General features: G+C 38.5%; 14 protein-coding genes and 1 pseudogene. 1 reads left to right on the top strand and 14 read right to left on the bottom strand.

What is annotated here, in order from left to right:
- From D8797_RS02945 to ychF, 11 genes and pseudogenes are all read right to left on the bottom strand, one after another.
- Positions 1 to 201 (bottom strand): annotated as a pseudogene (locus tag D8797_RS02945) (sigma-70 family RNA polymerase sigma factor); the annotation flags it as partial.
- A gap of 216 nt (positions 202 to 417) precedes the next feature.
- Positions 418 to 2,385, bottom strand: coding sequence for an ATP-dependent zinc metalloprotease FtsH (gene ftsH / locus D8797_RS02940; RefSeq protein WP_125379189.1), 1,968 nt, complete (start codon positions 2,383 to 2,385; stop codon positions 418 to 420).
- 17 nt (positions 2,386 to 2,402) lie between these two features.
- Positions 2,403 to 2,945 (bottom strand): hypoxanthine phosphoribosyltransferase, encoded by a 543-nt coding sequence (hpt, locus tag D8797_RS02935; protein ID WP_125379188.1) that lies wholly within the window; start codon positions 2,943 to 2,945, stop codon positions 2,403 to 2,405.
- Positions 2,946 to 2,949: 4 nt separating this feature from the next.
- A complete protein-coding gene (tilS, locus tag D8797_RS02930; RefSeq protein ID WP_125379187.1) occupies positions 2,950 to 4,227 on the bottom strand; it encodes a tRNA lysidine(34) synthetase TilS in 1,278 nt (425 codons plus the stop codon).
- Entirely contained in the window at positions 4,224 to 5,507 is a 1,284-nt protein-coding gene (locus tag D8797_RS02925) for a serine hydrolase (RefSeq protein ID WP_125379186.1), read from the bottom strand. The genes tilS and D8797_RS02925 overlap by 4 nt, the downstream gene beginning before the upstream one ends.
- On the bottom strand, positions 5,500 to 5,628 hold the full coding sequence (locus tag D8797_RS10350; protein ID WP_125372373.1) for an SP_0009 family protein: 129 nt from the start codon (positions 5,626 to 5,628) through the stop codon (positions 5,500 to 5,502). The genes D8797_RS02925 and D8797_RS10350 overlap by 8 nt, the downstream gene beginning before the upstream one ends.
- Before the next feature lie 2 nt (positions 5,629 to 5,630).
- The gene (locus tag D8797_RS02915) at positions 5,631 to 5,999 is read right to left on the bottom strand and encodes an FtsB family cell division protein (RefSeq protein WP_015604164.1); all 369 of its coding nucleotides are present in this window, start codon (positions 5,997 to 5,999) and stop codon (positions 5,631 to 5,633) included.
- Positions 5,992 to 6,258 (bottom strand): RNA-binding S4 domain-containing protein, encoded by a 267-nt coding sequence (locus D8797_RS02910; protein WP_005591371.1) that lies wholly within the window; start codon positions 6,256 to 6,258, stop codon positions 5,992 to 5,994. Before D8797_RS02910 ends, D8797_RS02915 begins: the two co-directional genes overlap by 8 nt.
- An 88-nt stretch (positions 6,259 to 6,346) precedes the next feature.
- Positions 6,347 to 9,850, bottom strand: a complete 3,504-nt coding sequence (gene mfd, locus D8797_RS02905; protein ID WP_125379185.1) for a transcription-repair coupling factor — start codon at positions 9,848 to 9,850, stop codon at positions 6,347 to 6,349.
- A complete protein-coding gene (gene pth / locus D8797_RS02900) occupies positions 9,843 to 10,412 on the bottom strand; it encodes an aminoacyl-tRNA hydrolase (protein ID WP_125379184.1) in 570 nt (189 codons plus the stop codon). The genes mfd and pth overlap by 8 nt, the downstream gene beginning before the upstream one ends.
- Before the next feature lie 72 nt (positions 10,413 to 10,484).
- On the bottom strand, positions 10,485 to 11,600 hold the full coding sequence (gene ychF / locus D8797_RS02895) for a redox-regulated ATPase YchF (RefSeq protein WP_125379183.1): 1,116 nt from the start codon (positions 11,598 to 11,600) through the stop codon (positions 10,485 to 10,487).
- Between the two features lie 166 nt (positions 11,601 to 11,766).
- Between ychF and D8797_RS02890 the strand changes: the two genes are divergently transcribed.
- Positions 11,767 to 12,261 carry a DUF1307 domain-containing protein gene (locus tag D8797_RS02890; RefSeq protein WP_125379182.1) on the top strand — a complete coding sequence of 165 codons (495 nt, stop codon included), beginning with the start codon at positions 11,767 to 11,769 and terminating at the stop codon, positions 12,259 to 12,261.
- A gap of 241 nt (positions 12,262 to 12,502) precedes the next feature.
- Here the strand turns inward: D8797_RS02890 and D8797_RS02880 are convergent, their stop codons facing one another.
- From D8797_RS02880 to dnaA, 3 genes are all read right to left on the bottom strand, one after another.
- Positions 12,503 to 12,697, bottom strand: coding sequence for a DUF951 domain-containing protein (locus D8797_RS02880; RefSeq protein WP_015604158.1), 195 nt, complete (start codon positions 12,695 to 12,697; stop codon positions 12,503 to 12,505).
- 161 nt (positions 12,698 to 12,858) lie between these two features.
- Positions 12,859 to 13,995, bottom strand: a complete 1,137-nt coding sequence (dnaN, locus tag D8797_RS02875) for a DNA polymerase III subunit beta (protein WP_125379181.1) — start codon at positions 13,993 to 13,995, stop codon at positions 12,859 to 12,861.
- A 157-nt stretch (positions 13,996 to 14,152) separates the two neighbouring features.
- Complete coding sequence (gene dnaA, locus D8797_RS02870; protein WP_125379180.1) at positions 14,153 to 15,508, bottom strand: chromosomal replication initiator protein DnaA; 1,356 nt, start codon at positions 15,506 to 15,508, stop codon at positions 14,153 to 14,155.
- Positions 15,509 to 15,531: the final 23 nt, after the last annotated feature.

Raw genomic sequence — 15,531 nt, 5'->3', positions numbered from 1 at the left:
ATGATTCCGAAATTTTGTCTTGAAGTAACGATAGAGGCGGCCTTCATCTTGACTGATATCTGGATGACTTTCTTCCAGCTGGTGATAAACCAGCATACCCTCTTGTTCCCAGTCACTACTCTCCCATAAATGTACATAATAATCTCGTGCACAGCGCCAGACGATCCACTGCACTTTCTCATAGCGTTCCTTGAAGTTCATGTTATCTCCTTTTTCTTTGATAATATGATTCTACAAGAAAAACTCTTCTCTCAGGCATCCTGTTCCTATCCTGTCTATTTTATACCCTAACTGGTTCCTAACAAAAAAATTTGAGACATCTCAGGGAATTTTTATGACATGTTAGGCTTTGAAGAATTAAAAAAATAGCTTGATTACACAATTAGTAATCAAGCTATTTAATAAGAAAAGCATCTCTTAATTTTCTTCCATTTTAGATTTTATTTCATCATAGGAAAGGGCATGCGCTTCTCGTTCCAAGTCTTTTTCAGACTCTTCTGGCATATGACCTGTTTCATAGAGAGATTTAATTTGGGTGCTATCAAGCGTTTCATATTTAAGTAATGCTTCTGCAATCAATTTATGGGTTTCACGATTTGCTTGAATAATCTCAGCTGCTTTGTTTCGTGCTTCATTTAGTAATGAACGAACTTCCTCATCAATCTCATAGGCTGTTTGTTCTGAAATTGATTTTTGAGGACTTTGTGCACCAAACATAGAATGGTTACCTTCGTATTGGACTGGGCCAAGTTTTTCACTCATACCGTACTCAGTGACCATTGCACGCGCCATCTGTGTAGCTTGTTCAAAGTCATTTGAAGCCCCTGTAGTTTGGACATTAAAGATAATCTCTTCAGCTACACGACCACCCATGAGACCAGCCAATTGCTCTTTCATGTCTTCTTTAGACAGAAGCATTTGGTCTTCTTTAGGCAGGGCAATCATATATCCGCCAGCACGACCACGAGGCACAATGGTTACCTTGTGTACGACACGCGCATTGGACAAAACAAGTCCGACAATCGTATGCCCCGCTTCATGGTAAGCAACAATCTGACGATCACGCTCTGAAACGGTTTTATCTTTCTTAGATGGTCCTGCGATTACTCTGTCTTCTGCTTCATCAATATCATCGGCATCGATGACTTTTTTGTTACGACGAGCTGCAACTAGAGCTGCTTCATTCAAAACATTTTCCAAATCAGCACCAACAAAACCAGGTGTCTGTTGAGCAACTAATTTCAAATCAACGTTTTTAGCTAGCGGTTTATTCTTGGCATGAACACGAAGAATAGCTTCCCGACCCTTCACGTCAGGACGGCCGACTAAGACTTTTCTGTCAAAACGACCTGGACGTAGAAGAGCTGGATCAAGAACATCCGAACGGTTAGTAGCCGCAATGATAATGATTCCTTCATTGCCTTCAAAACCATCCATTTCAATCAAGAGCTGATTAAGAGTTTGTTCCCGTTCATCATTACCGCCACCGAGGCCAACACCACGCTGACGACCGACGGCATCAATTTCATCGATGAAGATAATAGCAGGAGCCGCTTTTTTCGCATCTTCAAATAGAGAACGAACACGGCTTGCTCCGACACCGACAAACATTTCAACAAAGTCAGAACCTGAGATGCTAAAGAAAGGAACACCTGCTTCACCAGCAACTGCCTTGGCAAGCAAGGTCTTACCAGTCCCCGGAGGGCCTTCCAGAAGAACACCTGCAGGAATACGAGCACCCAGCTTAGTATAACGTTTTGGATCTTTCAGGAATTCAACAACTTCAACAAGTTCTTGTTTTTCCTCTTCTGCACCAGCGACATCTGAAAAGCGAACTTTGATATCTTCTTTATTGGCCGCACGAGCTTTGTTACGTCCAAAATTCATAGCACCACGAGCACCGCCACCGCCTTGATTCATCATAGACATAAAGATGAAGGCGATGATGATAAATGGAACCAAGGAAATCAAAAGATTAATCCACATTCCACTGGAGCTTTCACGCTTAATAGTCACTTCTGTCTCATGCTCAGCAGCTAGCTTTTGCAAATCAGAAACTGTTGTATCTGATGGCAAAACAACACTAGTAAATCTGCTAACTTTTGAGATTTCCGGACTGAAAAACAGGATTCCTGTCGTATCTTTTGATTCTTTAGGTTTTTTATAAGTACCTGATACCTCGATAATACTACCATTTGGCTGGTAGCTCATCTCTGTAACATTGTTATTTTGGATTTCTTTTACTAATTGGCTGTAGTTGATTTGCTGGCTACGACCTGTCGCACTTCCTGTAAAGAAATACTGAAAACCTGTAACAAGGACTACAATAATTAGAATATAGAGAAAAGGATTTTTTATAAAACCATTATTTTGTTTATTTTTCATTTATATCTAGTAAACCTTTATTTTGTATAAACTTCTTCTTTCAAGACACCTACATAAGGAAGATTGCGATAATACTCATCATAATCTAGTCCGTAACCTACTACAAATTCATTTGGAATTGTAAAGCAAGTGTAGTCTGCCTCAATGTCAACAATGCGTCCTTCTGGCTTATCCAACAACGTAGCAATTTTTACAGATGCTGCATTTCTTTCTTTGAACAAATTACACAAATTCTTCAAAGTTTGGCCAGTATCGATAATATCTTCGACAAAAAGAATATCACGACCCGTAATATCTTGATCAATATCTTTGATAATATTAATCACGCCACTACTAGTTGTACCGCCATGGTAACTAGACACCAGCATAAAATCTAATTCAATATCTGTATCCACATGTTTGATTAATTCGGCCATAAAAGGAACCGAACCCTTCAAAATTCCTACAAAAATAGGCTTTTTAACTTGATAGTCTACTGTCAGCTGTTGGCCCAATTTTTTTGCTGCTGCTACGATTTCCTCATGAGAAACCAATACTTTTTTAATATCTTGTTCTAGCATAATTTTACCTATCTAATTTCTGAATATAAAGTACAGTACTCATTATATCACTTTTTAATTCCTTACTCAAATCACTGATAGCGATATTTACAATTGCCAAAATCTGCTGATTTTGCTCCACAATAATCGCTTTTTCGCGTTCTTCAAATGGAATTTTTTGATCAATGAATAGTCGACGAAGTTTTTTGTGATGTCCCTTCAAACGAAGATAATCACCTGTTTTCCTGCGACGTAAAAGAAGTGGTGTTTCACGTGAAACTGCAATCGCTTGAACATTTTCACCCTCCAAAGGAGTGCCAAGTGAGAATTGATAGTCCCCAAATTGAAGTTGATTACCACATTCTAACAGAATTGACTCCACTTTCAAATCAGACTTACGGCTGATTTTTCTGATTTCAAAGTGCTTATAATCCTTCACCAACTCATATCCATCCTTTAAAGGGTGGATATAATTAGCCTTGGTTCGTAAGATTCCTAAGATTTCTTCAAATTGCTTTTTATTTAGCTTTAAAAAGGGAAATCCTTTTAAATATTCCTGCAAAAGAAAATTTTGAACTTCTGGAATTTGCCGCTCAAACACTTCAAGTTTTGTAATGTCCAATCCCTGCGTCAGATGAGACAAAGCTGTCTGTAAATCCTCAACCTCTTTCCCTAAAGAAATCAGAGAATCCTTAAAGCGTGGATTTTCCTTTTCAAGACTGGGAAGATAGAGATTACGGATCCGATTTCTGAGATAGTCATTTTGAAGATTGCTCTCGTCTTCAAAATGCAAAATATCAGGGAAATCTTGCTTATGAAAATGAAGCAAAGGTCGGATTAATTCCCCGTTTGCAAAGGATTGAACCTCTGTCATTCCAGACAAGTGGCGCAGCCTTGCTCCTCTTAATAACCTCATAAACACTGTCTCGGCCTGATCATCAGCATGATGAGCCGTTACTAAGGCCGTGTAGCCTTCTGCCAACATGATTTCTTCAAAAAAACGATAGCGAAATCGCCGAGCTTTTTCCTCAGAAAAATCACCTGAAAAATTTGAGCTGAAAAATTTCACACCAAGTTTCTGGGCAAAATTTGACAGCTCTTTTTCTTCCATATTTGACTCTGGACGTTGCTTGTGGTTGACATGCGCTATCCCCAAATCAATCTCCAGCTCTTCTTTATTCTGGTACAAAAGATGGAACAAGGTCATCGAATCCAAGCCACCAGAAACTGCTACCAGCACTTTTCGATGATTTTGAAAATACCGCTTTTCCTGCACTTGCTTGCGAAACTTCTGATTGATCATTTCAGAACTCCGTACACATCATCTGCGATTTTAGAAATTGTATCGTAATCCGAATTGTTCGTAAGAATTGCAATGATAAATGGCGAATCCGCATACACAATAGCGACATCATGCTTGAAGTCGTAAGCATCACCGATTTTATGGGCAACTTTTACATTGATATTTTTAGAAATCCGCTGATTGTCATAATTTGTCTGAGATAAAGCATCAATAATCATGCCATTTTGCTTATAAATGGCTTCCATAACATTTCCTGCCATTCGAGCCGAAGCTTGTCTGCTTTCCACATCCCACTTTTTACCCGCAATTTTTTCAATAGTATTTTGAAATTGGCTATCAGATTGATTGCTTGTATAATAGGCGAGGATATTGTGGGCCACATTATCCGACTCTTTTGCTACACCATTGATTAAGTCCTGCACAGAATATTCCTTATCATTTGCTGATTTGGAAATGCTGCCGCTTCCCTCAGGGTCATAGGCACCTGGAAAATCATTGACAACCACTGTATATTTAAACTTTTTATCCAAGGAAAGGCTATGATTGTTCAATTGCTCCTGCGCATAATAAAGATAAGGAATTTTCGTCACACTAGCTGAGTACATTTGTTGATCTGGATTGATACCTGCTTCTTTACCCGTTTCTAGCTGTTTTACATAAATAGAAAAGTCAGCTTTTTTGTACTTAGAATTTAAAAGATCCTGAACCTTTTCCATTCGATTATCTTCTTGGGAAAGAAAATCAACAGAAACCCAACCTTGACCTTCAATTTTAGCGTATTCTCCCTTAGCTGTTTGAACAATTTGTACTACCTTTACTTTGCTATAAGCAGGTAGTTTAGCTGCAATCTTTTTAGAAGAATTGATCGGGATAGTATCGTAGAGCACATAGTTAGGGACCAGCCATCTTTCCTGTTTAACATCTGTGATAGACTGAACCGTATCCTCATAAATGCTATTCTTATCTGCAATTACAAACTGGCCATTCTTTAATTTAAAGATAGGAATCCCAGCTTCATTCACGTGCAACTCTGTCAGCTGTAGTGGCTGATCTGGCAGAAGTTTCCCAGCTACCTTAGTCAAAGTAGCATCCGTAAAAGTAGGCGTTTCTTCATAAACATTAGGATTTGTAGGGATACTCATATGGTAACGGCCATAAGCTGTACCTGTCAGCTGATACTTTTCTTCTTCGTCTAAAACAAGTTCCTTTTCAGTACTGATTGCTGTTTGACTGCTCCATAAGGCTGGCAGTAAAAATATCAGCAAAAGTAACTTACGCATGACCTCCCCTTTCCTTTTTTGTTTCTTGAAGTTTTAAAGCTTGATTCTTTTCGGATAATTCTGCTAGTTTTTCATCCGAAAAAGATAAAAATTTCTCTATATTTTGAAGTAAATTTTCCATGATTATTGTGGTAATAAATCTGGTGTTGTGTAAATGTATTCTCCTTCTTTTGAAAAAGAATACTTAGCACGAGCATATTTAGCAGCATAGCTGTCATCTTTCAACTTGGTCGCAATATCAGACTGGTATTCCTTATCTTCACCTAGTTTTTCATATTTTTTTTGTAGTTGTGCATATTGAGCACGGCGATTAAGTAAAGTTTCGTAGCTCTGGTATAAATTATAGGCTGGAAGGATAAAAAGTAGCATAACTAAAATTAGAACCCATCCCATAAAACGATTTCGCTTCCGACGCTCCTCATCGAGGTATCTGCGACGCTGATTTTCATCTTGGATAAAGCGATTATTTATTTGAACAATATTTCTAGACATTTTCTTCAATCCTTGTCTCACTGATAATTTCATACATTTTAGCAGCATCTTCTTTTTTAGTGCTGTCTTTCATCTCAAGAACCCGCACTGTTAGTAGCTTATTGCCAAAACGAACTTCAATTTGATCATTGATTTTCAAATCTGTCGAACTTTTTGCCAGGATTCCATTTACCTTGATACGGCCTTTATCTGCAACCTCTTTAGCTACAGGGCGTCGCTTGATAATGCGTGATACCTTTAAATATTTGTCTAATCTCATAGTCTTTTCCTCGATTTTCTCTTAATATTCTATCATTCTTTTGAAAGAAACAAAGCTAAAAAGCTGAAATTTTACCGAATTGTAATGTTTATTCAGCTTTTCGATTCTTGATTTCTACCAGTTTTTCACCAAAGTTCAGCAAGTTTTCCAAAATCTCGAAATCTTTTTTATTCCGAACATCAAAAACGACTTCAATCAAGCCTTGTTGCTCACCAATTCGAGCCTTTAGATTTGTCGCTGACAAGGCTTCAAAATAATCCTGGGTTAGATAGATTTGCTGAGAGATTTTTTCAAAACGAATGATGACAGATTCTTGCTTCCGCTCAACAAGTGCCACAAAGGCTTGATCAAGATAGGATTTGACTAAACCAATCTCCAGTAGGTAAGCCACTACATCTGGATATTCTCCAAAGCGATCGATCAATTCATCTTGCAGATGTTCATAATTTACACGATTGTCAATTTCTCGAATTCTCTTGTAAACCTCGATTTTTTGACGCTCATCAGAAATATAATCACTTGGAAGATAGGCATCAATTTGAAGATTGATTTCAGCGTTGCTTTTTTGACGCTTGGTTTCCTTACCTTGCTTCTTAGCAATGGCTTCTTCTAAAAGCTGAGAATACATTTCAAATCCTACAGAATCAATAAAACCTGACTGAGAACTTCCTAAAATATTTCCTGCTCCGCGGATAGACAAATCCCTCATCGCAATCTTGAATCCAGATCCTAACTCAGTAAATCCTTTAATGGCTTCTAGTCTTTTTTCTGAAACTTCAGTCAGGGTTTTATCTGGCCGATACATAAGATAAGCATAAGCGATTCGATTGCTGCGGCCAACCCGACCACGAAGTTGATACAAGGTTGACAGACCCATATGATCAGCATTTTCGATAAAGAGAGTATTTGCATTTGGAATATCGACACCAGTTTCGATGATCGTTGTTGTAACTAAAATATCATACTCGCCATTCACAAAGTCTAAAAGGGTATTTTCTAAACGCACCTCTGTCATCTGTCCATGAACATAACCAATTGAAGCCTCTGGAATCAACTCTTTTAATTCTGAAACTTTTTGCTCAATGGTGTCAACTTTATTGTAAAGGTAGTAAATTTGTCCGCCTCGGTCTATTTCACGTAAAACCGCATCCCGAATAACCTTCCTATTATTCTCCAAAACATAGGTTTGGACTGGATATCGATTTGTCGGTGGTGTTTCAATGACCGATAAATCTCGAATTCCTAGCATCGACATATGAAGGGTTCGTGGAATAGGGGTGGCCGTCAAGGTCAGAACATCAACCTTCTTTTTTAGTTCCTTTAACTTTTCCTTATGCTTGACACCGAAGCGTTGCTCTTCATCTATCACCAGTAGTCCCAAATCGGAAAATGTCACATCTGCTGATAGAAGGCGATGGGTACCGATAATAATATCAATCTGACCTTTTTCCAATTTTTCCAGAGTCTCTTTTTGCTCCCCTTTGCTTCTAAAACGGCTGAGAACATCGACATTCACGGCAAAATCATTGAAACGTTCTTTAAAGTTTGTGTAGTGTTGCTGAGCTAAAACAGTGGTCGGAACCAAGATAGCCACCTGTTTATGATCGTTGACAGCCTTAAAAGCAGCCCTCATAGCCACCTCTGTCTTCCCAAAACCAACATCGCCAACCAAGAGTCGATCCATTGGACGGTCGCTCTCCATATCCTTCTTGATTTCCTGAATGCTTCTGAGCTGATCATCTGTTTCCACATATGGAAAGGCATTATCAAACTCTACTTGATGCTGGTCGTCACTAGAAAATTGGAAACCTTTTAATTGACTACGCTCTGCATATAATTTAATAAGGTCATCGGCAATGTCTTCAACCTGATGCTGGACTTTTTGCTTCGTTTTTTGGAAACGCCCATCATTTAACTTGTTAATTTTAGGTGTTTTTCCATCACTAGCTACATATTTAGACAGAAGATTGATTTGATCCACCGGAATGGAGATACGATCTGCATTTTGATACTGAATCGTCAAATAATCCCGATGAACTCCTGAAACCTCAATCGTTTCAATTCCTAAATAACGACCAATACCGTGGATATTATGAACCACATAGTCGCCTTTTTCCAGCTCATTATAGTCTTTCAACCTTTCAGCATTAGAAATATTTTGACGACGAATCCTACGTTTGATTTTTTTCTGAATCATCTCATGCTCAGTAATCAAAACGATTTTTTCATCGACAAAATTAAATCCTTGAACTAGATTTCCTTCTATGAGCTGGACAGCTTTTTCATGGATGTCTTTTTCCTTGATGTAATCTAAATGAATCTCATAATCCTGTAAAGTTTTATGTAAACTTTGTAAACTTGAGGACGAATTTGCCTGCAAGACTACCGTATAGTCCGATTTCCTAAAGCGATTGATTTCTTCTTTTAAGAGAGGAAACTGACTAAAGAATTCCTGCATTGGATATTGATTAAATTGATAAAGTGCATCAAATTTTAGATTTCCTAAGCCTTTATGGAAATTAGAAAAAAATGTAGCAGGTTTATATTTACGATAGTCCTGATAATTATTTGCAAAGTATTGTTGATTTGACAGTGCTTTACTATTTTGTAAATCATCTGTCAAGATATTCGCAACTTCTAATTCAAACTGTGCATGCTTGTCCATTATCTTTTGAAAATCATCAAAAAATATAGGAGTGTGAGTTGGTAGGTAGTCTAAAATAGTCCATTCTTTCTTATAAAAAAAGGAAAGAAATTTGCGAATGTCTGCATGATGAAAGTGCTCTCTAACAGAGCTCAATACTTCTTCTAAATAGGATTTTAAGGAAGGATCAACAACCGTAGAGAGAGACACTTCTAGATTTTTCTGTCCTCTTTCATAATCTTCTTCTGTAAATAGAAGATCTGTAACAGGCTCTATCAAAATCTGTTCCACATTTTCAAGAGAAAGTTGATTTTCAGGATTGAAAATCCTTATGCCATCAATCTCATCTCCAAAAAACTCTATCCGATAAGGATATTGAGCCGAGCGTTCAAAAATATCTAGAATATCCCCTCTCAGACTGTACTCTCCTTGACTGAGAACCTGAGAAACCTTTTTATAACCATTACTTGACAAAGACTTGACTAGGTTGTCAAGGTTGTATTCTTCAGTAACAGAAAGAATAAGCTCAGATTGTTTAAAAATATCAGGCTGGGGCAAGAATAAACGACTAGCTGCAACATTGATGATTAGAATCCCATTTTTCTCTTTGTCTGATAAAAATTTCATGGCTTCTAATCTGGCAAAGATTTTTTCTTGCGATGAAAAAACAAACTCAGCCAAAGGGGTATCATCTGCCAGGAAAGTATAAACCGTTTCTTCTCCCAATAAAGAAAGTAAATCACTAGCCAGCCGCTCTGCTTCATTTTGACTCGAAGTGATGACTAGGATTTTCTCCTGCTCTTCTAAGCTACTGGCAATCGCCAAAGCTTTTGTTGAAGCTGAAAGTCCCATCACTAACTGACGGGTCTTCTTTTGTAATTGTTGCTTCCAGTCTACAATTTGTCGATTTCGACCAAATAGATCAAGTAGTGTCATTGTATTATCCATTGTATTGTTGCATGGTCTGCTCAAAATTCTCAGTTTGTAAATAATGATTTACAGCACTGTCAACTTTATCTAATGTATTTAAAATACTGATATAATCTTCCTCATCAAATTTTCCTAAAACATGATGAATAACTGACATATTATTTTTAGGTCTTCCAATGCCAATTTTCACTCGCTTGAATTCCTGTGTTCCAATATGTTTAATGATGGACTTAATACCATTGTGCCCGCCAGCTGAACCTTTGGTACGAAGACGAATTTTCCCAACTTCCATATCTAGATCATCATAAGTAACGAGTAAGTCATCTATATCCAAGCCGTAGTAAGTGAGCAGGGCATGGACTGCTTTCCCACTTTCATTCATAAAAGTAGTTGGTTTTACAAAATAGACTTTTTCCCCATTCAAGAAAGTTGAAGCAATGTCTGCTTGAAAAATCTTATCTGCTGTAAACTTTAGATTTAATTCTTTACACATCTTGTCAACCAACATAAAACCTACATTATGTTTGGTCTCAAAATATTTATCACCTGGATTTCCCAATCCAACAATTAATTTTGTCATTTTACTCCTTTATAAAAGCCAAAAGGGCTGGAAATTTCTTTCCAACCTATGTATTTTAAATTTACACTTAATTTACACGTTAAAGCGGAATTCCATAATATCGCCATCTTGAACGATATATTCTTTTCCTTCTTCACGCAAACGTCCAGCTTCTTTTACAGCCTTTTCAGATCCATATTTTACCAAATCATCATAAGACATCGTCACTGCACGGATGAAACCTTTCTCAAAGTCTGAATGAATGATACCAGCTGCTTGAGGGGCTTTCATACCACGCTTGAAGGTCCAAGCTCGGACTTCCTTTTCACCAGCGGTAAAGTAGGTTCCAAGCCCCAACAGATGATAGGCTGCACGTGTCAATTTGTCTACACCTGACTCTGTCAAGCCAATAGCTTCCAAAAATTCTGCCTTGTCTTCATCATCTAGTTCAGAAATTTCTTCCTCTGCACGCGCTGAGATGACAACAACCTCAGCATTTTCTGTAGCTGCAAATTCACGAATCTGCTTCACATAGTCAATATTTTCTGGATCAGCCACCTCATCTTCACTGACATTGGCCACATAAAGCACTGGCTTAATCGTTAAGAGAAAGAGACCTTTGACGATTTTTTGCTCTTCTTCTGTAAACTCAACTGTTCGAGCTGACAGACCGTCTTCCAGAACTGGCTTGATCTTTTGTAGAACATTAAATTCTGCAACTGAGTCCTTATCCTTCTGAGTGCGAGCCATCTTCTCAACACGCGCATAGCGTTTGTTAATGCTTTCCAGATCGGCCAAAATAAGCTCCAGGTTTATGGTCTCGATATCAGCCATAGGGTCAACGAAGTCAGACTCACGGCCCTGTTCCCGCATGACATTTTCATCATCAAAGGCACGGACTACATGGACGATAGCATCCACTTCACGGATATTGGCCAAGAATTTATTTCCCAGACCTTCCCCTTTTGAAGCTCCCTTTACAATACCAGCAATATCTGTAAACTCAAATGTAGTGGGAACCTTCTTTTGAGGTTTAATCAATTCTGTTAATTTGTCCAAACGAGCATCTGGCACTTCTACCCGACCGACATTTGGATCAATGGTCGCAAAAGGGTAGTTGGCAGCTTCTGCCCCTGCTTTTGTAATTGCATTAAATAAAGTTGACTTGCCCACATTAGGCAGTCCAACAATCCCTGCTGTTAAAGCCATTCGTATCTTCTCCATTCATCTTTTCAATCCAAACCATTATACCATAAATCCTTATCCTAAACAGCGGATTTGAATGAAAAATTTCCTGCTTTCTGGATAGAAATAAAAATATTTTCTACAAAAAAATGATATAATATAGTTAATATTTTGATAAAAGGAGTTAGCCATGAAAAAAATGACAATTAAAACCTTTGTTCTTTCTTTCTTGACCATGTTTACTTTACTTTTTTTAGCTGCCTGCAGTAGCAGTCCTAAAAAATCCTATTTTCAGTTGATTGACCAAAAGACCAAGCAAGACAGCCGGATTACTCTTGAGTATAAGGGCGATGATTTGCTGAAAAATGAAACCAGCAATGTTTTCTATTATGAGCCTATCGGATTGACAAAAGATACCGCCAAAGAGCAAATTGGGGGCTACATGAAAACCCTGGAAAATATTAAAGGACTTACTAATAAAATCGAATATAAAGACGATCATTTGACGCAAAAGATGACAATGGATTTTAGCAAGGCAGATATTTCAGAACTGAAAAGCAAACAGCTTATCCAAACAGATGGAGACCAAAAAGCTAATTATATCAGTTATAAAGAAACGGTAAAATCCCTCGAAGCTTCTGGTTATAAAGAAGTCAAAGATGGCAAATTTGAGGATCTTAAATAAAAGCAGAAAAACGAGGCTGGGACTTTTGTCCCAGCCTCTCAATTGTCTTTGGATTGTCGAGCAAGACGCAGTGGTTGAGTGGGCTCTACTAGGCTGATTTCATCAGCTTTTACAGCCCTACTCAACTGTGCGGAGGTGGGACGACGAAATCGAATTCTAACGAATTACCGATTTCTGTCCCAATCTCGTTCTTTGTTGATGAGGTATCTTATTCAAAATCAAGCTAAGTCTAAAATATGGACTATTCGATAACCTTCTTCATTTTTCTTTCAAAATCATATCTGCTCATCATGACAACGTGTTCGCAGTTGCTACAGCGAATCTTTATATCTGCTCCCATGCGGATGACTTCCCAACGATTGGCCTTCTTGCCCGTTGACTTAATGGTACAGGCATGGGGCTTTTTCATTTCTACAAAAGTTCCAAGTTCGTACATCTTCTCTCCTTTTGACAATCTTTTTTTATTATCTTAAAAATACAGATTGGCGCTTCACTCCATCCTAGCTGTATTATACCACAAGTTTGGAATCAGCTGGCTTGTAAATGATCAAAATAAGACAAGGCGGATCGAGTCAACCTTGTCTTAAATATTATCTTCTAATTGGTACGGACTGGCGTGATCAGCTGGATAAAGTTTTCAGCATCTTCACTTGGCACCAAGGTGAAAGGCCGAACAGCCGAAATAAAGCTGATGGTCACCTTCTCGCTGTCGACTGCCTTTAGCGCTTCGATCAGATAGGTAGGATTGAAGCTGATGGTCAAATCTTCTCCTGACACACTTTCTGTATCAATTTCTTCATTCACGCGTCCAACTTCTGGTGAATGGACATGAGCGCTGACAATGCCCTTCACAATTTCCAATTTTACTGTTCCATTTTGGGTCGCATTAGACAGAAGACGCGACCGTTCCATGGCATGACGTAAATTATTGGTATTAAAGGTCACAACGCTTGAAAATTCTGTCGGAATCAAGCGGTCTGTGTCAGGATAGTTTCCTTCCAGCAGGCGTGTATAGAAGCTAATATTTTCGCTTCTAAAGAGAAGTTGGTTATTGGCAAAGAAAACCTCTACTGTTTCAATTTCATCTGTGAACACAGCTGTAAATTCACGCAGAGAACGGCTAGGAATTACCACATCGAAGTCATCCCCCTTCTTGTCCAAAGTAATTTTCTTTTGGCTCATCCGGTGAGAGTCTGTCGCAACTGTTTTGAGGGATTGGTTATCTGTCAAAACAAAATGAACACCCGTCAAAATAGGACGACTTTCTTGCGTACTGGCAGCAAAAGCCGTCTCATTGATGATATTTTTGAGGACTTTTGTTTCTAAAATCAAAGGATTGCTGGTAGAGACTTCCTGGATACGTGGGTATTGATCTGCATCTTTTCCTTTTAGCGTAATTTCTGACTTGCCACTGGTAAGGACGATTTGTTTTTGCTCAATTTCTTTAAAATCAAGCACGATATCTGGCAAGCTAGAAATGACATTGATAAAGAAATTTGCTTCGAGAAGGATCGAACCTGGTGAAGTAATCAAGAGCCCGGCATTCTCATTTTGCACTGAAATGAAGTTTTCAATGGAAATTTGACCATTGGAACCAATCAAGGTAATACCTTCTTTTGTCACATCAATTTTAACCGTTGATAAAATTGGAATAGCGTTTTTGGTACTGATAGCTCTTTTAGTTGTATTCAAAGCTTGTAGGAATAAATTTTTATTAATAGAGAAGTGAATCATAGGGACTCCTTTTATTATTTATGATTATTAAGTTAATAGTAATAGTAGTTCTTGTGGAAGCTGTGGAAAAATGGAGCAAAGTATCTAAAATCAAGTTTCAAGACTTGTTCACAACCTGTGGAAAAAACTTCAGATTAGCTCAATCTTTTCCACAGCCTTATTTTATCTTGTTTTTGATATTTTCGATTTCAAGTCGCAGGCTATCGTCAGTTTCGAGTCGGGTTTTGATTTTTCCATGCGCGTGAATGACTGTTGTGTGGTCTTTGCCACCAAATTCTCGTCCGATTTTTGGTAAGCTATTGTCTGTTAGTTCGCGGGCTAGATACATGGCCACTTGTCGAGCCAAAACGATATTTTGGACGCGACGACTTCCCTTCATTTCTTTGACACTGACGCCATAGAAATTGCCGACCTCAGACTGGATTTTTTCAATCGGAATGACGGTCACCTGACTAGAGTCCTGCTTGCGAGCTCGAATAGCTTCAGCAGCAATGTCAATCGTAATTTCCTTGAGATTGCGGACTCTTGCAATGAGCGTAATATCATTGAGGGCCCCTTCTAAGTCACGGACATTCGAGTCAAATTGTCCGGCGAGGTACTCCAAAGTATCATTAGGGAAAATATAGTCCAGATTTTCGATTTTGTTCCGGAGGATGGCAATCCGCGTTTCAAAATCAGGTGGTGTAATATTTTGAGTGAGCCCCCATTTGAAGCGCGTGACCAAGCGTTCTTCCAAATTATCAAGATGATCTGGACTGCGGTCGCTGGTCAGCACAATCTGCTTGTTATCGCCGTGCAGAGCGTTAAACGTATTGAAGAATTCTTCCTGGGTAGAGACTTTTTTGCCGCCAAGAGACTGGATATCATCAATCAAGAGCAAATCCAAGCTCCGATAGATTTTTTTGAAATTATCCATGTCACCGAGCCTCAGATGCTCCAGAAAGTCATTGATAAAGGTTTCCGCTGGAATATATTTTACACGCGCATCAGGAATATTTTCTAAAATTTGATTGCCGATAGCATTCAGTAAGTGGGTTTTTCCTAGACCTGGTCCGCCGTAGATAAATAGGGGATTATAGGTAGTTGCTAGATTTTCAGACACCGCCAAGGCCGCTGCTTTGGCCCAGATATTTCCGTCCCCTTGTACAAAATTATCAAATGTATATTTAGCTTTTAGTCCAGTATCAATTGGCGGCAAACTTGGTCGAAATGGAGCTTTTTCAGGAAGTTCTTCCAGCTGATATTTAGAAATACTGTCATGTCCTGCTTCTTCAAAGACGTATTTGGCCGTGATTTGATCGTTGAAAATTTCAAAGCCAGCTGTGAGAATAACGCCCACTAAGTTTTGTTCCCAAAATAGCTGTTTGACGGGGCTATCCAGAAAGATAGTGGCATGATTATTTTCAATGGCTATCAATTTTGCTTCTGCAACAAAAAAATCATAGGTTGTCTGTTTTAGCTGAGCAGCGGAAAGTTCTAAAATTCTTCGCCAAAATTCTTGCTCTTTGTTCATTGCCTCCTCCTTTTCAAAAAATT

Origin of the sequence: Streptococcus cristatus (assembly GCF_003944225.1) — a bacterium.
In the GTDB taxonomy this organism is placed as follows: Bacteria; Bacillota; Bacilli; order Lactobacillales; family Streptococcaceae; genus Streptococcus; species Streptococcus cristatus_K.
Note: the sequence above shows the minus strand (reverse complement) of the source record. Positions and strands in the feature narration are given on the sequence as shown.